The following is a 21,242-nucleotide window of genomic DNA, read 5'->3' as shown; positions in this document are numbered from 1 at the left end:
CAGACACCGTCTGAATTTGCAGCGGGCTGGAGAAAGGGTCATTCTGAGAATGAAGATTCCGACGTTACTAACTGAGTGTTGTATCTAATCGTGGGGGCAGGTCACATACATCGTGCCAAAATTTAGAGTGCTTCACAAATACCATGCATACAACATAAAAAAGATAGCCTTGAATCATTATCCTGAATATGTATGGAAATGACATTCCGAATACAACCATATCTGCCATTTAAAACTCTTTCCAATATATGATAATGTTATTATTATTTCATGTATATTTAAAATTAGATAAACAAAAACAGACAATGGATAAACAAAAAAAGACATTATTATTGAATAACAATGATTGTTATATGGTTTATTTAGGCAGCTTGGGCATTTCATGTCACGTGATTTAAGATCTAGGTATTTATTCTTTTGATTCAGAGTCAAGCTAGAGTTGTTTGAAGGGAAGGGGATGGGAATGCGTGAGTTTCAGCCTCCAACTACCTGTAAAGACATATTTTGAAACCTATATAAATGGGATAAGAAAAAATATCTTCAGTGTAAAACGATAAAAAAATCGCTATATCTTATTGATCATATGTGAATTTTCTTGTCTAAGAAAAATTTCTCGATAAGTGGATGTTCAAGACAGTCTGCGCTATACAAATAAATACAATAAAAAGTGTTGACCCTATAGTAGTTACAGGGTTTTTAATGGTCATCAACAGGAAACGAGCAATATGCTCTTATGATGAACATTAACTTTATTAGGATTATCACTATGAAAAATATCAAACTTCTCGCAGCAGCTGGTCTTCTCTCTGTTGTCTCATTCTCTGGTATGGCGCAGACTGTCAGCGTAACTGCTTCCACTCTTGACAGTGCAGAAGCAAAAATTGCTGCTAAAGCAAAAGAAGCACAAACGTCATACAAAATTCTTTCTGCTTCTACTGGCAATAGAGTTCACATGACCGCTATTCTAGGAGAGTAGCGATGTAACTGCTTGAAATAGCAATGTTTTTATTTATCCATTGTGATTCAAATATAATGTGCCGATTTATACAAGCATATTACCTTCCTTTATCTTGAGTGATGTTTTAGGGCTGCCTGTTGTTGGAGCCCTTTTTTAACTTCTCGATGTTAGAGTCTTTCCTATATATCAATAATTACAAAGGAAATCATTAAATTGAAATATTTGTATTTATCAGAACTACGGAGGTTATTTTTTAAGTAAGGCTGTTTTTGGAGTTTCTAAAATTATCGTTTCAGCTAGCTCAGCTTTGATTTTATAATCTGTTCGACTGCTGTTCTTGCTTTAACCGCTGCTTGTAAATCTCTGAGTATGTGAGCACGAATAATAGCTCCTTCAAAGAGCATTGAAACGGATTCTGATATTTCGAACACAAATTTTTCGGAGGAAATAACCTTCGACACATGGTGCCTGATTAATACATCCATTTCTATTTTATTACGAGCACACCTTTGATGTATCAGATGAGTGGGATCGCTAAATTCAGCACTGACATTGATAAAATAACAACCATGAAAAGATGACGATGTGATGTCTCTGCTATTTATAGAATCATCGAGTGTATTGAAAAGCTCGCTAATAGATGGGTAACCATCCTCTACTTGAGATAAACGAGAGTTTAAAGATGCGAAATATTGTTGGTTGCAATAGTCAATGGTAGCCGCAATAAGCTCTTCTTTGCTTGAAAAATAGGTATAAAGCGTCTTCTTCGCTACACCCGATTCAGTCAATACCTGGTTTATACCAACAGCATGAACTCCATATTGATAAAAAAGTTTAAAAGCAGTTGAGATTAATAGTTCTTTCTTGTCCATAGAAGCTAAGACCTGGTTGTTGTACGGATTGAATATTGACATCAGTAGACTGACTTGTCTACTCTTAGATGAGGGAGACAGATCGGTCTCCTTTACTTTGCCGGTACTTAATTAAGAGGTTTTTACATGAAAAGTACTCCCCGTGCTCCGCATGAAATGTTTCATAAAATCTATGACTTAGTGACTATTGGCTCAGGCTCTGCTGCAAGGGCAGCGGCTAATGAAGCACGCAGATTAGATAAATCAGTAGCAATGATTGAGCAGGGGGTTGCGGGAGGCACGTGTCTGAATGTTGGCTGTATCCCGTCCAAAACCTTATTGGCGGCGGCTGCAATTCGTTTTTCTGCGCTTCAAAAGAAATTTTCTGGCATTGATACCTCGGCTGCTCCTGTTGACCTGGCATTGTTGGTTTGGGATAAAGATCAGATGATTGGCCAATTTCGAGAGACCTATCATGTACAGGGACCTTCTGAAGCCGGTATTGATGTGTTTCGAGGGGCTGCCGCTTTTACGTTATCTCAGAATCAGGAATATGTGAGTTTAAATGTTCATGGAATTGATGGCATCACTCAAGTACATGCAAAGAACGTAGTCATTGCAAGCGGGGCGAGTCCGTTCATTCCTGAAATTCCAGGGTTGAAGGACGTAGATTATCTGACGTCTTCCACGGCTATGTCGCTTACTAAAGTTCCTGAATCTTTACTGGTTATTGGTGGGAATGCTATTGGCCTTGAGCAAGCTCAGTTGTTCTCTCGTTTAGGGTCAAAAGTCAAAGTTATTGAGGTTGCCACCAGAATAGCTCCTTTCGAAGATCATGAAATATCTGCTGTCTTGGCGAAATCACTCAATAATCAAGGTATTGAATTTTTAACTGGTGCAAATATCACACAAGTAAAAGCAATGGGAGATTTAGTTAGCTGCACAGTCAAGATTGGTGAGAGCACTTATATTCTTTCTGCTGAGAAGATTATGATCGCAACCGGGCGCCGCCCATTTACCGAAAATCTTAATCTTAATGCTGTTAATATCTCGACTGGTCCACGTGGGCAGGTGATTGTGGACGAGAATCTTAAAACGTCAAATTCACGAGTCTGGGCTGCTGGTGATGTTACAGGCGGTGCTCAATTTGTTTATGTTGCAGTTGAGCAAGGTAAATTAGCAGCGAGTAATGCTCTTGGTGATAAGCTAGATTCTCTGGATTATAATGTCCTTCCTCGTGTAACTTTCACTTCTCCGGAGCTAGCTTCTGTAGGTTTGACTGCATTACAAGCTGAGGAAGAAGGAATTCCATATGAAGTCCGAGAACTGCCTGTCGCGTTTGTATTGCGTGCAATTGTGAGTCGTCATACTGATGGTTTGGTAAGACTGATCTCGAATAGTGAAACAGGGAAGATACTCGGCATTCATATGGTAGGGGAATCTGCAGGTGATGTTATTGGTGCGGCTACCTATGTCCTTTCAGCTAATATGACAGTACAGCAACTTGCTAAACTATGGTCCCCTGAATTCACAATGACAGAATCACTAAAGAATGTGGCGAAAACCTCCCCAATTAGGTAGCACAACCTACCAACCTTAAATCCATAGTCAGCTTAATGCTGACAATGGCGGCCTAGTCCATTCGCTTATTGGGATTTTCCTATGAGTATATTACCTATCCTTCAGTTTCCCGACCCTCGATTACGTACCGAAGCAAAGACGGTTCTATGTATAGATGAGCAGGTTCATTTTCTTGCTCAAAATATGTTAGCAACAATGTATGATGCAAACGGGATTGGTCTTGCTGCTACCCAAGTAAATACCCATGAGCGCGTCGTCGTGATTGACGTGTCTGAGACGCGCGATCAGCCAATGGTAATCATCAATCCTGAAATAGTTTGGGCTAGCGACAATATTTCTAAAGGAACAGAAGGCTGTCTTTCGTTGCCGGGTATTTACTGCGATATTGAGCGTTCAGAGGTAGTGAAGATCAAATACATGGATAAATATGGGAAAACCCAGGAAATTCACGCGGATGGACTTCTTGCTATCTGTATCCAGCATGAAATGGATCATCTAACAGGAAAACTCATTATTGACTACCTCTCTCCCTTAAAGAAAGAACGAGTTCAAAGAAAATTATCGAAACAGAGAAACCGTCGGAATAAAAGGAAGTAATTTTGTATCTAACTGTTTTATAAAAAGAAAACCGCATGCAAAAAATACAATAAAAAGTATTGACCCTATAGTAGTTACAGGGTTTTTAATGGTCATCAACAGGAAACGAGCAGTATGCTCTTATGATGAACATTAACATTATTAGGATTATCACTATGAAAAATATCAAACTTCTCGCAGCAACTGGTCTTCTCTCTGTTGTCTCATTCTCTGTTATGGCGCAGACTGTCAGCGTAACTGCTTCCACTCTTGACAGTGCAGAAGCAAAAATTGCTGCTAAAGCAAAAGAAGCACAAACGTCATACAAAATTCTCTCTGCGTATACTGGTGATCGAGTGCACATGACCGCTAAATTAGGGGATTAATAGATAATCATTTTAGGGTATCTATAGGAATATATACCTTGATAAAATCTGCCACCATATACTAATTTTTATTATTTGATATATCACATGTTTTTCCTTGAATAGACTTTAGCGGACTGCTGATAAAGAGTCCGCATTTTTTTAATATAATACTAATAGTTAAGTATAGTTTTTTATCCGTGCAAATATTTTAGCTCCACGCCCTCTTTGATACTTTCAGTTTTTGTGATCCATTCTCAATACCGATGCTTGGTTAAAACAGAGAACCATTCATCATCAGCTAGCAACCGGTGCTTTTACGATTTAAGGGGTTAAGACGCCGCTCACTATTCTATTCCGTTAGCCTGACTCTGTGATTTCCCGAACATAGTTCAGTGTTCTGAACAGATAAAACCAGCATATTTGTGTCCGGAGCGTCAGACAAGATTGTCTGATAAAGGGTGACCGCATTGTACAAATCATCATCGTACTAGTCGGTGTTATTTGAATTTCCCGACAATTCAAAGCAATCCGCCTGGAGTTCGCCTACTAAGTCCTTGATGTAATCGTCCTTAACGAATCCGCCAAAGTTCGCCTGATGCTCTTCATCCGCGTCATAAGGACCGCCATAAATATACGCATATCCACCTTCCCGGGAGTTATAAGGATAGGCATTCACTAGGTCTTCGTAGTGTTCATAAAACCAGTTGCGCATCACTTCCAGCTGATTCGCTTTACTGTTGTATTGCAGTGACTTAAGCGGGACTTTCTTATGATTAATCATAAAGGTTTCTGACATAGTTTTATGTCTCCCAGACTAGACTAGGGGTCTGAAGCCCAACCGTACGAAAACGGACGCTAAGTACGTTTTGTGAACAGATGATCATCAAGCCCTGAGACAATATGATCGTCACAGAGTCCATTCATCCGTTTCTTCCGCTTGCTTCAGTGGCCGTAGCTGGCCTTTTGTTACCTGCTCAGCAAGTGTGAACGTGTAATGCCCCAGCATATTGATATCGCGTGCTTCAGTGGCGAAAGTCTGGCTTCATCCTCTTCATTTATGGTTTCACCTTCATTACGTAAATGATCCAATGCTGCCTGCATATAGATGCTATTCCAGAGAACGACTGCATTGGTCACCAGTCCGTGCGCACCCAACTGATCCTCCTGCCCATCCTGATAGCGTTTCCTTATTTCACCTTTTTGTCCGTGGCAAATCGCTCTGGCTACAGCATGTCGGCTTTCTCCCCGGTTAAGTTGGGTCAGGATGCGGCGGCGATAATCTTCATCACCAATATAATTAAGAAGGTATAAATTGCTTCATTTGGCGCACTATCGTAAACGTTTTTGGCGGGACAGGATGTACTTGTGTGTACGAAACCGAGGGCCAACAATAAATATTGATTTAATGCAAAGGCCCATATAAGATTGATTTACAAGGTGATGGTGCTCCACCTTTCCCAACCGCCGGTTTTTCAACACCGGATGATGGCGCCTGATATACAGATGAAGTTGTCCTCTTATAGGCATGTATGTCAGGTATCGCTATGCAAAATAAAACCACATTACCGCTTACCGCAGAATCTCTCTCTTTTCAAAGAGATAATCCGATTTATGTCTTCGGTCATCGAAATCCTGACAGCGATGCTATTTGCAGCGCGCTGGTTGTGGCTGACTGGCTTAATTACACCGGTCGTCCCGCAACGCCCTGGCGCCTGGGGGATATCACCCCGGAAACCCGTTATATCCTCAACGCTGCGGGTGTTTCACAACCCGATTTACTCACCGTCGATCTGACAGATAAAACCGTATGGCTGGTTGATTTTACGGATGCAGAGCAGGGACCGTCTTCGCTGATGGACAGCAACGTCATCGGCATCATTGACCATCATCGTATTGGTACCCTTGTTACCCGCAATCCACCGGATGTCTGGGTGCGGGCGGTAGGATGCTGCGGAACAGTAATTCTCTCAATTCTCATGCATGACATTCCGATGCCGCTGACTGCCGCTCAGGCTGTGTTGCTGATGGGGGCGATCCTCAGTGATACCGTTGCGCTGACGGGTCCCACCACCACCACTCAGGATCAGGAATCCGTGGCTGTTTTGCGGGAAATCGCCGGTATCGATTATGACCAGTTTGTGACAGGGCTGCTGCGAGCCAAAACAGATATAACCGGGCAATCCGCGTCGGTTTTACTCAATCGTGACGCCAAAAATTACCGGATCCATGATGTGCCGCTGTTGTTGTCACAAATTGAGGTCCGCGACATGGCTGATATTACTCCCCTGTTGCCTGAGCTACTGCAGGAAATGGATAAAACCTGCAAGGACAGCGTGCTGGACATGGTGATCCTGATGGTGACAGACATTACCAGCCGGAACTCCGTTTTGCTTTTTTCAGACAGCAGCCTGACAGGCTCCCGCCAGGTATCGCTGCCCGGCATGACAAGCCGGAAAAAAGAAATCCTCCCCTGGCTGACCAACCGCTTCGCTTCTTATAAGAGGTGATTTATGCAAATTTACCGGCATGCCTTGTTACTTGTACAGAATGAAACCGATGGTCTGCTGTTGCTTGAGCAGGCAGAACGTCTGGCAAAAGAGATGGGCACCCGTATTACTGTCGGGCATCTCAGTGCTGACTATAGGGAACTGGATTATACCAGTGACTCATTAACCAAAGACCGTCAGTCCCGCGAAGTTATTGATGCAAAGGCAATGCTTAGCCGTCTGGTGGAGTCCAGCAGTATTGATATCAACGTCAGGTCCATCGTCAGCATCCATCGTTTCCGGGACGTTGAGGCCGTTGTTCAGCATGAAGATATCGATCTGGTCATGCTGGGGCATGAAAACCGCCTGTTCAGGGTTTTTTCCTCCTTTTCTTTCGAATTCATCAATCACCTTTCTGTTGATGTTCTGATTAAACATATTCCAGCCCCTTAAAAGAAGGTCAAACTTATGAGCTTTGAAATTGAATGTATCATCGCAAGAGAAATTCTGGATTCCCGCGGTAACCCGACCGTAGAGGTTGAAGTGACTTCTGTAGGGGGCAGTATGGCCCGTGCCTCCGTTCCTTCCGGTGCCAGCACCGGCTCCCGTGAAGCCATCGAGCATCGCGATGATGACAAGACACGTTTTGGCGGTAAAGGTGTTCAGGATGCGGTCCGGTGCGTCAATACCGAAATTAACGATGCCCTGCAGGGCTACGATGTACGCCGCCAGAAAGAAATCGACAACTGTCTGATTGCCCTTGATGGCACAGAAAACAAAGGCCGGCTGGGTGCTAATGCGATCCTTGGCGTATCGCTGGCAGTATCCCGCCTGGCGGCACAACTATCCTCTACCCCGCTCTACCGCTATCTGGGTGGCGTCGGCGCGAATCTGCTGCCGGTTCCCTGTATGAATATCATTAACGGCGGAGTTCATGCCCGCTGGCAGGGCGCTGATTTTCAGGAGTTTATGATTGCACCATGGGGAGCCTCTTCCGTACGCGAAGCTATTCGCTGGGGCAGTGAGGTCTACCAGGCCCTGCGTCAGGTCCTGCTGGAAAAAGGTTTATCCGCCGGCGTGGGCGATGAAGGCGGTTTTGCACCGGCCGTTTCCTCAAACCGTCAGCCGCTGGAGCTTATCGTGGAGGCAATTAGCAAGGCGGGATACCGCCCAGGCGAAGATATCGTTATTTGCATGGATCCGGCCTCCAGTGAATTCTACGTCGATGGGAAATATACCCTGCGTACCGAAAATACCCGGCTCAGCGCCGACGAAATGACCCGCTACTATGAGCAACTGGTGAAGGATTTCCCGATAGTCCTGATTGAAGATGGCCTTGCGGAAGACGACTGGGCCGGCTGGCAGCTCCTGCACCGCGCGCTCGGCGATAAAGTTGAGCTGGTTGGCGATGATATCTTTGTGACCAATGTGAAATATATCCAGCGAGGTATCGATGAAAACCTGGCCAATGCCGCATTGATCAAACTGAACCAGATAGGCACCCTGAGTGAAACCATCGAAGCCGTCCAGTTGTGTCAGGATAACAACTGGGGAACCTTTATTTCGCACCGGAGCGGGGAAACCGTGGACAGCTTCATTGCAGATATGACCGTCGGCCTGCGGGCTGGTCACCTGAAAACCGGTGCACCCAGCCGTGGGGAGCGCATTGAGAAATACAATCAACTGATGCGTATTGAAGATGAATTAGGTGATGCCGCCATCTTCGCCGGTAAAGCCGCCTTCAAAAAACGCTGATTCCGTCACCCTTCCCGTATGCTCAGATACGGGAAGGGGTAGGGTGGTTCTGTGAACGGAAAAATACTCATACTGTCAACAGCAACGGGGATCCAGGCAAACTGTCTGGTTTTCCTGATCGCTGATGCCTTTTTTAATATACTGCCGGATGATACCAGTGCCGTTGTAATCGCGCTGTTCATCGGTAGCGGTGCCCATCTTCTGATGCATCACCTCCTTGACCGGAGTCCAGGTAAATCCGGGTAATCAGTACAAACAACTCAACGGGTTCAGGTCCTTCCGGTTCAGTTGTGGGTGACAGACAGGTAGTTGTTATGGGGAAAATTATTTTACTCCGCCATGGCGAAAGTTAGTTGAATCGCAAAATCGTTTTACCGGATGGGAAAATGTCCCGCTGATGCTGAAAGGAGTGGAGGAAACCCGGCGCGCAGCAAACCTGATAAAACGGTCCGGGATCAGTGTGCCACTACAATCATAGATGGAGCCTGCACATCCGTTCTGAACCGGGCAATTCATTCGCTCTGGCTGATAATGGAAGCGCTGAATCAATTGTGGTTACCGGTGGACAAATCATGGCGGTTAAATGAACGTCATTACGGTGCGCTTCAGGGAATGAACAAAGATGAAGCCACTCAACAGATTGGCCAGAAAATCGTTTATCACTGGCGGAGGAGCTATCGTGGTATCTCCCTTCCGTTGCCGGAAGCACCTGCTTCACTTCATCGTGAGGCACGTTATCGTCATGTGTCCCTGACGGATTTGCTGGGGGGAGAAAGTCTGGAAATAACGCAACGAAGGTTGTTGCCTTACTGGCACCACGTCATTGTCCTGCGCGTCGCCAGTGGCGAAACCATGTTGCTGGTCAGTCATGCTAATACACTGCGTGCGCTGACCATGTTTATTGAGCAGATTGATGAAAATAAGGTTCCCGATCTGCATGTCCTGACGGGAATCCCCGTACTGTATGAAATGAATGAAAAACGGGCCATCACCGCACGTTATTCCCTTGAATGACGGTCTGATGGTGCCCTGATTTCAGCGAGGTGGTATGTACAAATCATTATTCGCGGTGGTGATAGGCGGATCGATCGGCTGTGTGATCCGCTGGATCGATCGGCTGTGTGATCCGCTGGATACTGTCCATGCGTCTCAATGCACTTTTCCCCAATCTTCCACCTGGTACCCTGGTGGTTAATCTGGTTGGCGGATTTATCATCGGTATGGCACTGGCCTTTTTTGTCCGGCAGCCTCACCTTGATCCCGCCTGGAAGTTTTTTATTACCACCGGCATATGTGGCGGTATGACAACCTTTTCCACCTTTTCTGCTGAGGTGGTGGTGTTACTTCAGAATGGCAATTATGCATGGGCTGTCATTTCCGTACTGACGCACGTAACTGGCTCGCTTCTGATGACTGCCACTGGTTTCTTTGTGATGACACTGCTGTAAAAGCATATGCGCCATACACTTAACCGCGCCATGTCTCCGGCAGATTTTCATTTTATCGCCATAACAACATACCTGACCTGCCGGGTCAGGTATTTCCGGAGAAGGGTGTATGGAGATGCTCCCTGAGAATATCGTGAAGGGACTTTCCGAGGCCGAGGTGCAGACCCGGCTGGGTCAATGTGGCTATAACGAAGTGCGTGAACAGCCTCCGGACCAGGTGCGTGCTATCCTCAAACGTCTGCTGGGTCCCATCCCCTGGATGCTCGAAATTGCGCTGGTACTTGAAGTGGTTCTGGGAAAGACGACTGAACCAGTGCGCGCTCAGACAACGACGAACCATCCATTCACCTCATTCGGAGGTCACAGATAGTCGCTGTCTCACACGCCGAATCCCCTCCTGAGTTCACCACGATCCAGCAGGTCATGGCGGCGTCCGGCGCCATGATCCTAGCAGTCGCAACCGGCAGCGACGGTCATCCCCATATCCGCGGGTTGCAATCATTAGTCGAAGCATAGGCGATGATACGGCAGGACTCGTCAGGGATACGGTTTCCAGTGAAAGATTAGACTTATTGCTGCCGGCAGTAGTGTCAGCGTTGCCAGTGTGGCTGAAAGCAGCCCACCAATAATGGCAAATGCCATCGGTCCCCAGAAAACATCCCGGGCAATCGGCAGCATCCCGAGAATGGCCGCCGAAGCGGTCAGCATGATGGGGCGTGAACGGTGCAGCGCGGCGACTTTGATCGCCTCATCCGCAGTGAAACCATTTTTCATCCCCACATCCACTTCGCTAATAAGAATGACGGCATTACGGATGATCATCCCGGCCAGTGCAATGATCCCCAGCAGCGCTACAAAGCCCATCGGTATGCCAAAAGGCAACATAGCCATAACAATCCCCGGCAGACCAAAGGGTGCCATCAGCAGGGCCAGCAACATCGAGGAAAAACGCTGTAACTGGATCATCAGCAGTAACAGCATCACCATCAGCGTGACAGGCAATACCGCATACACTGAACTGTTCCCTTTGTCCGACTCCACAACCACCCCGCCTTCCTCCACGCCGTAACCCGGCGGCAGACTCTCCCGGAAACCGGCAACGACAGGAGACAGTGCCGATGATAGCCTTTCTGCACGCACCCCGGGCGCGGTATCCGACTGGGCCGTGATAAACGGCAGCCGCTGCCGGCGCCAGATAACCGGGTCATCGAGCGTCCATTCTGGCGTGGCGACCTGTCCCAGGGGAACTTTATTCCCGGTCGATGATGTCAGCATCAGAGCATTCAGTAACGCCGGGTTTTGTCGTGAGGCTTCATTTCCCCGCAGCACCACATCAATCTGGCGGTTACGGTCGCGCAGGGTGGTCACGGTGGTTCCGGAGAACAGCGTGGCAAGCGTTCCTGCCAGTGACTGAGACGTCATGCCGGTGGCACGCGCCTGCGTCTGATCCACCCGCAGACGGATGACCCGCTCCGGTTCACCGGACGTCAGATTGACACCCCGAGTATCGGGATTGCGGGCAATCATCCCTGCCAGTTGCGTGGCCAGTTCACGTACACGGGTATTATCCGGCCCGGATACCCGATATCTGATCGGCCAGCCTACCGGGGGGCCCAACTCCAGTGTGGATACCCGGGTTGTGAGCGTACTGAAATCTTTCGACAGGATCTGCTCAAGCTGTTTCTGCAGCCGGTTTCTCGCCGCTTCATTTTTCGCCACTACGACCAGCTGGGCAATGTTCTCTTTCTGCAGCAGAACATCCATCGGCAGATAAAAACGTACAGCGCCGGAACCGATGTAGCTTGAGTAATGGTCAATATCAGGATTATCGCGCAATTTCGCTTCAAACTTCAGGACGTCGTGGTGTGTCTGTGCCTGGCTGACATTCTGCGGTAGAGTCAGGCTCACCAGTAGCTCCGGGCGATCGGACGCCGGGAAAAACTCACCCTGCATCAGAAGGGCCCCGCCCCCGGACAATATCAGTATCGCCAGGGCACAACCGAGTGTCTTGCGCCGGTGCTGCATCACCCGGTCGAGCAGGCGGGTATAATGACGGTGAAAGAAACTGTGCTTATGTGACTGATGTGAATGCTGTTCCGGCAGTAACCAGACGCCGGTAAGCGGCGAGAAAAGAACCGCAACCAGCCATGAGCTCAGCAGCGCTGTCAGTACCACCACAAACAGGGAGTAGCAGTATTCTCCTGCGCTCGATTCCGCAAATCCCACCGGTATAAATCCGGCAATCATCACCAGTGTTCCCGTCAGCATCGGGAACGCGGTGGTACGAAATACCTGCGTGGCGGCCACACTCAGGGCATCGCCAGCCTCAAGCCGCGACACCATGGCTTCTACGGTGATCATGGCATCATCAACCAGCAGTCCCAGTGCAATAATCAGGGCACCGAGGGAGATTCGCTGCAGCCCTATCCCGGCCAATTCCATCCCGGTAAATGTCATGGCCAGCACCAGCGGAATGGCCACAGCGACCACCAGACCTGCCCGGCTGCCCAGCGAAAAAAAAGAAACGGCCAGCACAATAATAACGGCCTCAACCAGCACCTGGACGAATCCTCCCACCGCGTCACTGACTACGGCCGACTGGTCTGCCACCTTCTCCACACTGATCCCGTAAGGAAGATGCGTGCGGATCCTGTCCATCGTCGCGTTCAGCGCCCGACCAAAATCAATAATATTTCCACCGCGAGCCATCGAAATCGCCAGCCCGAGTGCCGGTTTACCGTTAACCCTAAACTCCGGTGAGGGCGGATCTGCCTGCTGCAGTGTGACCGTGGCCAAATCGGTGAGGGGGATAAAACGGTTTCCGGTATGCAGCACAATTTGCCGCAGGCTGTCCACGGATGTGAAGGCGCCACTGACTTCCACCGACATATTTTCCTGTGATGTCCGGATACGTCCGGCGGGCGTGACGGCATTCTGTGCCTGCAGAGCCGCCGTCACCTGCTGAAGATCGAGTCCCATTCCCGACAGTTTCAGTGGATCAAAAGCAATCACCACCTGTTGTTCGCTGTCACCCAGCGGCGTAACTTTCCCTGTTCCCGGAACAGCCAGCAGAGATGCCCGGATATCATCGACGGTATCGCGTAACTGCCGGGGAGTGAAGCCGTCCGACGTGAAGCCATAAATTGTGCCGTATGTATCATCGAATTCATCATCCACGGCCGGGGTGGTGGTGCCGTCCGGCAGGGATGCCCGGATGTCGTCCATCTTTTTCCGCACGCTATACCAGATACCCGCAACCTCTGACGGCGGTGTGTCATCACGCAGGTTCACAAAAATCACCGACGAGCCCGGACGCGTGTAACTCTCGATATAATCCAGATGTGGGATTTCCTGGAGCTTCTTCTCCAGCGTGTCGGTGACGAAACTGACGGTATCTTTTACCGTTGCGCCCGGCCACTGTGCCGACACCACGGCGGTCTTAATGGTAAACGCCGGATCTTCGCTGCGCGGCAGATTCAGAAAGCTCATGACGCCTGTCACCGTGATCATCAGCATCAGAAAAGCCACCAGTTGTCGGTGGGCCAGTGCCCAGGCAGAAAGATTAAAACCGACGGAAGCGTGCATAACATTTTTCATTTTTGGTCCTCCGTCAGCACGTTTTCCCCGTCACGTAACTGACTGACCCCGGCAGTGACCACCTGTTCACCAGCTGTCAGCCCTTTTCGGATGAGCACCGAATCGGTCATATAGGCCGCAATGTCAACGGGTGTCAGGCGCAGGCGATTTTTGTCGGTGTCCACCACGAACACTGCCGGCTTCTGTTCTTTCCTCGTCAGGGCAGATGCCGGTACCTGAAACACATCACTGCCGCCCATTGGTAATGACCCGGTGACCGTCGCCCCCATAGCCATTACTGCGGGTGCATTCTCAAGGTCATAGCGTACCCGCCAGGTCCGGGTCTGTGTATCTGCCTGCGGGCTGATGTCACGCAGCGTTCCGGTTACCGACACCGACGGGTTATCCGCCATACGCAGGGTGAGTGTCTGCTGCTGTTTCAGGGTGTCAGCCAGAGCCCCCGGTACGCTGAAGACCGCATCACGGGCCCCTGACTGCGCCACCCGCAGGATTTCCTGTCCGGTGGTCACTACCTGTCCCGGACCGGCGCTGACGGTGGTGACCACCCCGGTAACCGGTGAGACCAGTCGCGCATACCCCAGACGGTCCGTTGCACTGCTCAGGTCGGCCTGAGCGCTCTGCAGTTTTGCTGTTGCCGTGTCGCGGTTTGTGCGGGCCTCGTCAAGCTGAACCCGGGCAACCGCACCCTGCGGGGCAAGCAGCGTCATGCGTCGCAGGTTTATCTCAGCAAGCCTGACGCTTGCCCCGGCTTCCTGTACTACCGCCTGAGCACTGCGGTACTGATTACACAAATCGGTATCATCCAGTTCAGCCAGTACCTGCCCGGCAACCACTGACTGCCCCACATCCGTGAGTCGTTTCACCATCCGGCCATCGGTACGGAAGCCGATAATCGTCTCTTCATGGGGCAATATTTCACCGGTCATAAGCGTCTGCCCACCATGATTGCCGGCAGATACCTCCGTGGTCATCACCGGTCTTGGTGGGACATGGCGGGATACCGGCTCATTATCACAGCCGGTCAGTTGCAGGGCGAGGGCGAAAACCAGGGCTGAGCCCCGTCGCCAGAAAGGCAAAGATGCTATCAGGGGGATGAATGAATATGATGGCATGGCAGCCTCCGGAAAAAATGCTGCCATGAGTAAACCGCAGGTGTGTCCAGATACGTTCGACGAACCATCAAGATTTGGTCAAGAAAAGTGAAAAAGAAAACTCATACGGGCAGTTTCACCTGAAACAGGAGTCCGTTCCCCTCTTGCGGGATACTGGCGGTCAGCGTTCCGCCGTGAGACTCACAAATGGCTCTGGCAATCGACAGACCCAGTCCACTGCCTCCTGAATGACGGGAACGGGAAACATCAGAACGGGTAAACCGGTCAAACATCACCGGCAGAAAATCCGGTTCGACGCCCGCGCCGTAATCCCGGAAGGAGAACGTCCAGTAGCCTGACTGAACGTACCCCTGTATCGTTTGCTTCCCGCCTTCCGTCGCGTAACGCAGAGCGTTCTCCATTAAAATGGTAAAGACCTGTCCGATTCGCAGCGGGTCCGCACAACATTCTCCCGGAGGGATATCCGTGTCGTAACCGAAATGCCCGGCGGTAGCCTGTGGCCGTAGCCAGGCAATCTTTTCCTGCAGTAATCCGGCGGGTGAGAAGCGTTGTTTATTCAGCGTGAGTTGCCCTGCATCAGCCAGTGAGAGCAGGTGCAAATCATCAATCAGACGGCTGAGGCTCTGCAGCTGGTTCATCACCATATTCATCTGCGCCTTATCAGGCGGGAATACGCCGTCCATCATTCCCTGCAGACGGCCCACCGCGGCCGTCAGTGGAGAGCGCAGTTCATGCGCGGCCGCAACATGAGATGCCCGTAATTCCCGGTCATAACGTTCAAGTCTTTCGGCCATGGTATTGAAGTTCTGCGTAAACAACATCAATTCAGAGGGCGCACTTGCATCCAGTTTTGAGCGAGTGGTAAAACGCCCCTGCGCTATCGCTGCGGAGGCCCGCGTCAGCAGACCGAACTGCCGGGCGAGAGGTCGGGCGGCCAGCAAACCGAGCATAATTATCAGCGGCGTCACAAACAGGACCAGCCCTCCCAGCGTCAGCCAGTCTGTTGACGCAATGGACGGGTCTGAGAACTGCAGTCCGTACCAGTCATCAATAATTTCATGGTAACGGATGCGGTTAAGATCGGGATTTTCCCGCAGATGCAGAAATTCCTGTCGTACCGGCTCCGGCATCCGATTCTGTACCCAGGCATCCAGCAGGGCAAAACGCAGCCACATGCACAGGGCGATAAGCACGACACTGCCGGCCGCCAGCGACAACACCCTGACGCAAATCCAGCGCCATAATGAACGGGACTCTCTTTTATTCATGGCTGCAAATACCGGTAACCGACCCCTCTCACGCTGGTCAGCACACCGCTGACCCCCGCTTTTTCCAGTTTGCGGCGCAGGTTATAGATGTGTGTATCAACCACCCTCTCCAGGGCATCACTCTCCGGCAGACAGTGTTCAAGCAGGGTCTGACGGGAACAGACGCTCCGGGGGCGGGTCATCATCATGTCCAGCAGTGAAAACTCGGTGGGGGTCAGCTCAAGGTGCACCCGGTTTTCATCGTGAATAATAGCGACTGACATGGTGTCCCGGTTGAGTTCAACGGCCCCCACCCGGCGATAATTTTCAGCGTCAGTATGCGCTGCCGCCCCACGCCGTAACACCGCCTGCACCCGGGCCACGACCTCACCCGGATGATAAGGTTTGACGACATAATCATCCGCACCGAAGCGTAAGGCCCCGATACGGTCCGGAGCCTCGCCCATTGCGGTGACCATTATCACGGGAACATCGGATTCGCGGCGCAGCCGGCTGAGTATTTCTGTTCCGGTCATACCCGGCAGCATGATATCAAGCAGAATAAGTGCAGGATGCTGGGTAAGGGCGGCTTCAAGTCCTGCTTTTCCATCATGGGCCAGTATGACCCCGAAGTTTTCACGGCGAAGATAGGCTTCGAGAACATTCGCCGCATCCCGGTCGTCCTCGATAATCAGAATACGTTTTGTGTTCATTCATTCTGCCTTGATGGTTTCTTGATGGTTTCCACGCTGAGTCTTGATAAAGCATCGTCATAATCCACTGCGGTTTGCCGGGCGGTTACAGCTTACCGTAATGCATAAACATAAAACGAGGGATATATGATGGCAACGTGTTCGTCTGTAACAGGGTGTACTATGATCCTGCTGGCAGCGACCTGCGGGTCCGCTATTGCCGACAGCGGCAATCAGGATGGAGTGACGGTGGGGATAATAGGAGAAAACGCCCCCCGCTACAGTGGCGCGGATAAGCAGCACTGGACAGTGATGCCTTCCCTGCAGGCCCGTAAAGGCGCGTTTTTCTTCGGCTCAACAAAAGGTATCGGTTATGACCTGCAGACGGATAATGGGCTCTATTTTGAAAATGCGTTCGGATACAGTTTTGGCCGTGCCGATCAAAATTCATCGTGGCGCGATGGTTCTGACAAACTGAAAGGAATGGGAAACATCCGTGGTGCACTGAACACGCAGGTTGCTGTTGGCTGGCAGGTGAACAGCTGGTTTACCCCGGAAATCCGTGCAACTCTGCCGCTGACGGATTCACAGGGGGTACAGTACCAGGCCTCGCTGACGCTCGTGCCCTGGCAGAACGACACAGATACGGTTGCCTTGCAGGGCGCGGCACTTTTTGGTGATGCCCGGTACATTAATACCTGGTACGGCGTTAATGCTGCCCAGAGCCGCACAACCGGTTTTCGGGAATACAACCGTAGCGCAGGATTTTACGCTACGCAGACCACCCTGAGCTGGCAGCATCAGTTTAATGAACACTGGGGCACCCTACTGGGCGCTTCATATGCCTGGCTTGCGGATAAAACCAGTGACAGTCCTGTTGTGTCAGCGCGAGACAATATCAGCGGTTTTGCTGGTATCAACTGGACATTCTGACGCGCCTGGAACTGGCAGAGTCTCCGAAAAGTGGACTATCAGAAACATATATTTGAATGTTGATATCAGATGATGTTTTGCGAGTCATCTATTGGCTTGGAAATGGCCTCAAGCCCTGAGTGATATATCACCGGAAGATTACGAGCAGGAACATGTACTATTACACTTTCAGTGGGGTGGATTATAAGCGCAGGATAATAGCATATGAGGACAGCATTAAAATTCATTACCTTTCCAAATCCTTTATCTATATTCTCGGTAGTATAAAACCATGTATAGCGAAAGAAAACCTTAGCATATTAAATAAGACTGCACGGACTATATTCCCGCCGTGGTTCTTCTGCCCCCATAAACAATGACCACGAAAATATCAGAAAAACCACGACATCACATGTTGAATGGGCCGAATCCCTGCGTGACCAGAATTGACGAGTGAAGACTTGAAAAGTTTGACATAAATTGAATATCGTCATCCCATAATAGTATGGATATAGTACGCACTGCCAGCTAATTTGTTCCGTCCGTTGAGTCTCTAACTGACTATTATTTTAAGACTGATATATCAGTCTCTTTGATTTTTAGATGGCAATAATATTTTCTGACATTACTTCATTGAGTACTTTTACCACCATACTGGCATCAAGATTCTTGACCGACACATAGACCTTTATATGAGCCTCCACGCTATCGAGAATTATATCGAGCGTACGGTCAAGCTCTTCTGGACAGTAGTTCATCACGCTGTCGAACACGCTATTGTACGATGCCCTGACAATCCCATTACATACCGTAAGGAATAAGGCGATATTTCTCATTCAGAACTGAATCACATGCGGCAGCAGGAGGATGAAAATCAGCGACTGAAGAAACAGGTGGCTGGCCTGAGTGTGGACAAGGAGATGCTTCAGGAGATGCTGAAGCAAAAGTTCTAAGGCCGGCACAGAAATACCAGTCGGTGCATTCTCCGCAGGAAGCATATCGTATCAATGCCCACCGGGGACGCGGGTTACTAATGCAAAGCAGAGCTGTTTAACCGCCGCTATCGGACATAAATACTGGATTTTAATCTATTTAGAACTCAGAATGAGGTACGGGAGAATTACATTATGCTGGCTGAGGTAATACAATAACGAGCGGCCTCATGAATCTCTGAATAACCTGATACAGGAAGAGGTATCGGCTGATGACTGAAAACCCGGAGCTATCAAGAAGTGCATGGAACAAAAATGGCATGCTTAAACTTACAGCGTTTGGTTTACGTATACTTCGCTCTTCTTACTTTTTATGATGATAAATTTGGCATACCACCCTGTTCTTAATATATTTAAAAAAAACCAAATACCCCCTCCACAAATACTTGACGTCACATGATACATTAATGAGGCCTTAAAAGAAAAAACCGATGATTTAGTAAATCACACATAAATATTGAACACAATACATTTAACATAGAGAAAAAATTAGTGAGTTAAGTAATAGACATATTAAATCAAAACTACAACTCAAGACATCTAAACACCCCACCATGGTGCATAATAATAACAGAAATACTTCTAACCGTAAGGATACATGATAAAAAATGGTTACCACAGCGGGGAGGTAACCATTTTTAGTTAACTACTCTCTCGGAGGAAAACCTGCCTCACGTAAAGCATTAGCAACTTGTTCAGTAGATAAAGAAGTTTTCACTTCGATCTTACGAGTCGGTGGATCAGTTATGATACTTGCTTCAGGATCAATATTTTGAATCACTTTAGTCACTGTCCGGGCACATCCGCCGCATGTCATATTTTCTAGATGTAATTGCATATATATATCCTATTTAGTTGTAGTAACTTCAATGATAGAACTTGCCACCGTTGTAAGGTCAAGCCCTATCGCCAAAAATTTTCGTGCTTATATTCTCTGACTAAGCGTTTCACCTGAGGTGGGGATATATACTGCCCCAAAGTATTTCAAGTAAACCGTTCAGTTGTGCTTTCTGCCGGCTGTCGGGCAACAAGACGAAGACGTAGCAGTCCTCGCAGTAAAAGAAGTGGTTGCCGCGCCGTAACCCCTTATCCCTACGACAATGCAATACGCGGGCGGTTTTATCCCTCCACCCACGTATTGCCGACCTTATCGCCAGACAGTGGCGTTAACCTGCCCGGAGAGTTATGGCTTAGCCGGAGAGCTTTCTGTCCATCCGCCCCCTAGCGCTTTATACAAATTGACCAAATTGCTCATTCGCGCCAGTCGGGTTTGAACCAGAGTTTGTTGCGCACTGAACAGAGCTCGTTGTGCGTCAAGCTCCGCCAGATTATCGTCAATACCGGCCCGGAAGCGCTGTGAGGCCAATTCATAGTTAGCCTGGCTGGCCTGCACCAACAATTGTTCTGAACGGAATTGATCATCCAGGGTTTGTCTGCCCGCCAGGCCATCAGCCACCTCGCGGAAAGCAACTTGAATCGCCTTCTCGTAATTCGCAATTTCGATGCGCTTTTGTACCTGGGCCAGGTCCAGATTGGCGCGCAGCGCGCCCCCCCGGAAAATAGGCAACGAGATTTGCGGAACAAAACTCCAGGCCGCTGACCCCGGATCGAACAACCCGTCCAGACTCGAACTGGCCGTACCAGCCGATCCTGTCAAACTGATTGCCGGGAAGAATGCCGCGCGAGCGGCCCCGATATTGGCATTAGCTGCACGCAGTTGCTGCTCTGCCGCACGGACATCCGGACGACGCACCATCAATTCGGCCGGCAAGCCCGCCGGCAACGCTGAAGGGATGATGTCATCGGGCAAGGTATTCGCTTTATCCAGGCTGGCCGAGAGTTCGGCCGTCAATGGCTGCCCTAAAAGCAGAACCAGTGCATTGCGATCCTGCGCCGCCACCCTCGTATAAGCCGCCTGACTGACTTCCGCAGTACGCAACGCAATATCTGCACGCCGCAAATCGATTTGCGTTGCATTACCCGCATCAAACAGCGCCTGGGTCAATGCGTAAGTCCTCTTTTGCGTGGTCAGCGTATCGTGAGCCAGTTGCAGCAACTCCTGATCCGCACGCAACGTCAGATAAGCGTTTGTCACCTCAGCGAGCAGGCTCAGCCTTGCCGCAATCCGTGTTTCATCCAACGCCAGGTAAGTTGCCAGCGCCCGATCGCTGAGGCTACGAACCCGTCCCCACAAATCCAGTTCCCAGGCTGACACTGCACCATTAACGTCATAACTCCGCGTTATCTGAGTTGAACCACTCGGGCTGACATCTGCGGGCAGACGCTGCATAGCAGAGCCCGCATCCACATTCAGTGTTGGCAACATATCGGCACGACGGATCCGGTACTGGGCCCGCGCGGCCTCAACATCCAGCACCGACTTGCGCAGATCGCGGTTGTTTGCCAACGCGACCTCAAGTAATTGCTGCAACAACGGATCACGATAAAAATCGTGCCAACCGATATCAGCCACGGCAGTCTGAACCCGTGAAACCGTGCCCTGAGCATAAGCCGCTCCCGAAGGATAGCTCGAGCTCGTTGGTGCAGAAGGCCGTTCGTAGTCCGGCGCCATAGTACAACCGGCCAATACCACCGCCATCACCAGCACCTGGAGTTTATTAATACGATGGTTCATTTCATACTCTGCTTTCATTATTCTCGCTCCGC

19 protein-coding genes, 2 pseudogenes and 1 riboswitch are annotated in these 21,242 nt (G+C 49.5%); of the genes and pseudogenes, 11 read left to right on the top strand and 10 right to left on the bottom strand.

The genetic code is table 11. The annotated features are described in order from the left end of the window. Positions 1-766 precede the first annotated feature (766 nt). Positions 767-976: a YdgH/BhsA/McbA-like domain containing protein gene (locus ACOTX3_RS21800; protein WP_032645162.1), complete on the top strand. Its 210-nt coding sequence runs from the start codon at positions 767-769 to the stop codon at positions 974-976. A gap of 278 nt (positions 977-1,254) precedes the next feature. On the opposite strand, the gene ACOTX3_RS21795 is transcribed toward ACOTX3_RS21800, so the two are convergent. Beyond that, positions 1,255-1,830 (bottom strand): TetR/AcrR family transcriptional regulator, encoded by a 576-nt coding sequence (locus ACOTX3_RS21795; RefSeq protein ID WP_023336659.1) that lies wholly within the window; start codon positions 1,828-1,830, stop codon positions 1,255-1,257. A gap of 126 nt (positions 1,831-1,956) precedes the next feature. On the opposite strand from ACOTX3_RS21795, the gene ACOTX3_RS21790 reads away from it, so the two are divergent. The 3 genes from ACOTX3_RS21790 (at position 1,957) to ACOTX3_RS21780 (ending at position 4,352) form a co-directional block, all read left to right on the top strand. Next, entirely contained in the window at positions 1,957-3,390 is a 1,434-nt protein-coding gene (locus tag ACOTX3_RS21790; protein ID WP_023336658.1) for a dihydrolipoyl dehydrogenase family protein, read from the top strand. An 81-nt stretch (positions 3,391-3,471) separates the two neighbouring features. After that, positions 3,472-3,987, top strand: a complete 516-nt coding sequence (def, locus tag ACOTX3_RS21785; protein ID WP_023336657.1) for a peptide deformylase — start codon at positions 3,472-3,474, stop codon at positions 3,985-3,987. 155 nt (positions 3,988-4,142) lie between these two features. After that, positions 4,143-4,352, top strand: coding sequence for a YdgH/BhsA/McbA-like domain containing protein (locus ACOTX3_RS21780; RefSeq protein WP_023336656.1), 210 nt, complete (start codon positions 4,143-4,145; stop codon positions 4,350-4,352). 472 nt (positions 4,353-4,824) lie between these two features. Here the strand turns inward: ACOTX3_RS21780 and ACOTX3_RS21775 are convergent. Together ACOTX3_RS21775 and ACOTX3_RS21770 are read right to left on the bottom strand one after the other, a co-directional pair. Continuing rightward, a pseudogene (locus tag ACOTX3_RS21775) lies at positions 4,825-5,130 on the bottom strand (hypothetical protein); the annotation flags it as partial. Between the two features lie 111 nt (positions 5,131-5,241). Then, a pseudogene (locus ACOTX3_RS21770) lies at positions 5,242-5,645 on the bottom strand (Tn3 family transposase); the annotation flags it as partial. Between the two features lie 116 nt (positions 5,646-5,761). Next, positions 5,762-5,836: riboswitch (Fluoride riboswitch) on the top strand. A gap of 42 nt (positions 5,837-5,878) precedes the next feature. On the opposite strand from ACOTX3_RS21770, the gene ACOTX3_RS21765 reads away from it, so the two are divergent. The 3 genes from ACOTX3_RS21765 to eno are packed head-to-tail and all read left to right on the top strand — an operon-like array spanning position 5,879 to position 8,575. Beyond that, the gene (locus ACOTX3_RS21765; RefSeq protein ID WP_009652407.1) at positions 5,879-6,841 is read left to right on the top strand and encodes a DHHA2 domain-containing protein; all 963 of its coding nucleotides are present in this window, start codon (positions 5,879-5,881) and stop codon (positions 6,839-6,841) included. A gap of 3 nt (positions 6,842-6,844) precedes the next feature. Then, positions 6,845-7,273: a universal stress protein gene (locus tag ACOTX3_RS21760; RefSeq protein WP_023336653.1), complete on the top strand. Its 429-nt coding sequence runs from the start codon at positions 6,845-6,847 to the stop codon at positions 7,271-7,273. Positions 7,274-7,288: 15 nt separating this feature from the next. After that, positions 7,289-8,575 (top strand): phosphopyruvate hydratase, encoded by a 1,287-nt coding sequence (eno, locus tag ACOTX3_RS21755; protein WP_023336652.1) that lies wholly within the window; start codon positions 7,289-7,291, stop codon positions 8,573-8,575. A 75-nt stretch (positions 8,576-8,650) separates the two neighbouring features. On the opposite strand, the gene ACOTX3_RS21750 is transcribed toward eno, so the two are convergent. Then, entirely contained in the window at positions 8,651-8,785 is a 135-nt protein-coding gene (locus ACOTX3_RS21750; RefSeq protein ID WP_023336651.1) for a hypothetical protein, read from the bottom strand. Positions 8,786-8,953: 168 nt separating this feature from the next. Here ACOTX3_RS21750 and ACOTX3_RS21745 point away from each other — a divergent pair, with 168 nt between their 5' ends. The 3 genes from ACOTX3_RS21745 to ACOTX3_RS21735 all read left to right on the top strand — a co-directional run bounded on the left by ACOTX3_RS21745 (position 8,954) and on the right by ACOTX3_RS21735 (position 10,393). Continuing rightward, positions 8,954-9,589, top strand: a complete 636-nt coding sequence (locus tag ACOTX3_RS21745; protein ID WP_224788374.1) for a 2,3-bisphosphoglycerate-dependent phosphoglycerate mutase — start codon at positions 8,954-8,956, stop codon at positions 9,587-9,589. Positions 9,590-9,717: 128 nt separating this feature from the next. Continuing rightward, positions 9,718-10,023 (top strand): fluoride efflux transporter CrcB, encoded by a 306-nt coding sequence (crcB, locus tag ACOTX3_RS21740; RefSeq protein WP_009652450.1) that lies wholly within the window; start codon positions 9,718-9,720, stop codon positions 10,021-10,023. A gap of 109 nt (positions 10,024-10,132) precedes the next feature. Then, the gene (locus tag ACOTX3_RS21735; protein WP_016154443.1) at positions 10,133-10,393 is read left to right on the top strand and encodes a cation-transporting P-type ATPase; all 261 of its coding nucleotides are present in this window, start codon (positions 10,133-10,135) and stop codon (positions 10,391-10,393) included. Between the two features lie 167 nt (positions 10,394-10,560). Here the strand turns inward: ACOTX3_RS21735 and ACOTX3_RS21730 are convergent, their stop codons facing one another. The 4 genes from ACOTX3_RS21730 to ACOTX3_RS21715 form a co-directional block, all read right to left on the bottom strand. Further along, complete coding sequence (locus ACOTX3_RS21730; RefSeq protein ID WP_023336649.1) at positions 10,561-13,620, bottom strand: efflux RND transporter permease subunit; 3,060 nt, start codon at positions 13,618-13,620, stop codon at positions 10,561-10,563. Further along, the gene (locus ACOTX3_RS21725) at positions 13,617-14,732 is read right to left on the bottom strand and encodes an efflux RND transporter periplasmic adaptor subunit (RefSeq protein ID WP_023336648.1); all 1,116 of its coding nucleotides are present in this window, start codon (positions 14,730-14,732) and stop codon (positions 13,617-13,619) included. Before ACOTX3_RS21725 ends, ACOTX3_RS21730 begins: the two co-directional genes overlap by 4 nt. A 101-nt stretch (positions 14,733-14,833) precedes the next feature. Further along, positions 14,834-16,000, bottom strand: coding sequence for a sensor histidine kinase (locus ACOTX3_RS21720; protein WP_023336647.1), 1,167 nt, complete (start codon positions 15,998-16,000; stop codon positions 14,834-14,836). Continuing rightward, positions 15,997-16,692 carry a response regulator gene (locus ACOTX3_RS21715; protein ID WP_023336646.1) on the bottom strand — a complete coding sequence of 232 codons (696 nt, stop codon included), beginning with the start codon at positions 16,690-16,692 and terminating at the stop codon, positions 15,997-15,999. Before ACOTX3_RS21715 ends, ACOTX3_RS21720 begins: the two co-directional genes overlap by 4 nt. Before the next feature lie 162 nt (positions 16,693-16,854). Here ACOTX3_RS21715 and ACOTX3_RS21710 point away from each other — a divergent pair, with 162 nt between their 5' ends. Then, positions 16,855-17,604, top strand: coding sequence for a MipA/OmpV family protein (locus tag ACOTX3_RS21710; RefSeq protein ID WP_058660965.1), 750 nt, complete (start codon positions 16,855-16,857; stop codon positions 17,602-17,604). A gap of 1,617 nt (positions 17,605-19,221) precedes the next feature. Here ACOTX3_RS21710 and ACOTX3_RS21705 read toward each other — a convergent pair. Together ACOTX3_RS21705 and ACOTX3_RS21700 are read right to left on the bottom strand one after the other, a co-directional pair. After that, entirely contained in the window at positions 19,222-19,413 is a 192-nt protein-coding gene (locus ACOTX3_RS21705) for a heavy-metal-associated domain-containing protein (RefSeq protein ID WP_016154448.1), read from the bottom strand. Between the two features lie 345 nt (positions 19,414-19,758). After that, a complete protein-coding gene (locus ACOTX3_RS21700) occupies positions 19,759-21,228 on the bottom strand; it encodes an efflux transporter outer membrane subunit (RefSeq protein WP_023336642.1) in 1,470 nt (489 codons plus the stop codon). Between the last annotated feature and the right edge of the window lie 14 nt (positions 21,229-21,242).

Origin of the sequence: Enterobacter cloacae complex sp. IR5384 (genome assembly GCF_049237265.1) — a bacterium.
Taxonomy (GTDB): Bacteria; Pseudomonadota; Gammaproteobacteria; order Enterobacterales; family Enterobacteriaceae; genus Enterobacter; species Enterobacter cloacae.
The sequence above is the reverse complement of the archived record's forward strand: the minus strand, read 5'-3'. Positions and strand labels throughout refer to the sequence as shown.

What these genes read in the sequence shown, in the direction of transcription:
- ACOTX3_RS21715 (WP_023336646.1), bottom strand. Translation starts at nt 16,692, where the DNA reads ATGAACACAAAACGTATTCTGATTATCGAGGACGACCGGGATGCGGCG.
- ACOTX3_RS21720 (WP_023336647.1), bottom strand. Translation starts at nt 16,000, where the DNA reads ATGAATAAAAGAGAGTCCCGTTCATTATGGCGCTGGATTTGCGTCAGG.
- ACOTX3_RS21725 (WP_023336648.1), bottom strand. Translation starts at nt 14,732, where the DNA reads ATGCCATCATATTCATTCATCCCCCTGATAGCATCTTTGCCTTTCTGG.
- eno (WP_023336652.1), top strand. Translation starts at nt 7,289, where the DNA reads ATGAGCTTTGAAATTGAATGTATCATCGCAAGAGAAATTCTGGATTCC.
- ACOTX3_RS21795 (WP_023336659.1), bottom strand. Translation starts at nt 1,830, where the DNA reads ATGGACAAGAAAGAACTATTAATCTCAACTGCTTTTAAACTTTTTTAT.
- ACOTX3_RS21750 (WP_023336651.1), bottom strand. Translation starts at nt 8,785, where the DNA reads ATGCATCAGAAGATGGGCACCGCTACCGATGAACAGCGCGATTACAAC.
- ACOTX3_RS21800 (WP_032645162.1), top strand. Translation starts at nt 767, where the DNA reads ATGAAAAATATCAAACTTCTCGCAGCAGCTGGTCTTCTCTCTGTTGTC.
- ACOTX3_RS21700 (WP_023336642.1), bottom strand. Translation starts at nt 21,228, where the DNA reads ATGAAAGCAGAGTATGAAATGAACCATCGTATTAATAAACTCCAGGTG.
- ACOTX3_RS21790 (WP_023336658.1), top strand. Translation starts at nt 1,957, where the DNA reads ATGAAAAGTACTCCCCGTGCTCCGCATGAAATGTTTCATAAAATCTAT.
- ACOTX3_RS21745 (WP_224788374.1), top strand. Translation starts at nt 8,954, where the DNA reads ATGGGAAAATGTCCCGCTGATGCTGAAAGGAGTGGAGGAAACCCGGCG.
- ACOTX3_RS21765 (WP_009652407.1), top strand. Translation starts at nt 5,879, where the DNA reads ATGCAAAATAAAACCACATTACCGCTTACCGCAGAATCTCTCTCTTTT.
- def (WP_023336657.1), top strand. Translation starts at nt 3,472, where the DNA reads ATGAGTATATTACCTATCCTTCAGTTTCCCGACCCTCGATTACGTACC.
- ACOTX3_RS21730 (WP_023336649.1), bottom strand. Translation starts at nt 13,620, where the DNA reads ATGAAAAATGTTATGCACGCTTCCGTCGGTTTTAATCTTTCTGCCTGG.
- ACOTX3_RS21780 (WP_023336656.1), top strand. Translation starts at nt 4,143, where the DNA reads ATGAAAAATATCAAACTTCTCGCAGCAACTGGTCTTCTCTCTGTTGTC.
- ACOTX3_RS21705 (WP_016154448.1), bottom strand. Translation starts at nt 19,413, where the DNA reads ATGCAATTACATCTAGAAAATATGACATGCGGCGGATGTGCCCGGACA.
- crcB (WP_009652450.1), top strand. Translation starts at nt 9,718, where the DNA reads ATGCGTCTCAATGCACTTTTCCCCAATCTTCCACCTGGTACCCTGGTG.
- ACOTX3_RS21710 (WP_058660965.1), top strand. Translation starts at nt 16,855, where the DNA reads ATGATCCTGCTGGCAGCGACCTGCGGGTCCGCTATTGCCGACAGCGGC.
- ACOTX3_RS21760 (WP_023336653.1), top strand. Translation starts at nt 6,845, where the DNA reads ATGCAAATTTACCGGCATGCCTTGTTACTTGTACAGAATGAAACCGAT.
- ACOTX3_RS21735 (WP_016154443.1), top strand. Translation starts at nt 10,133, where the DNA reads ATGGAGATGCTCCCTGAGAATATCGTGAAGGGACTTTCCGAGGCCGAG.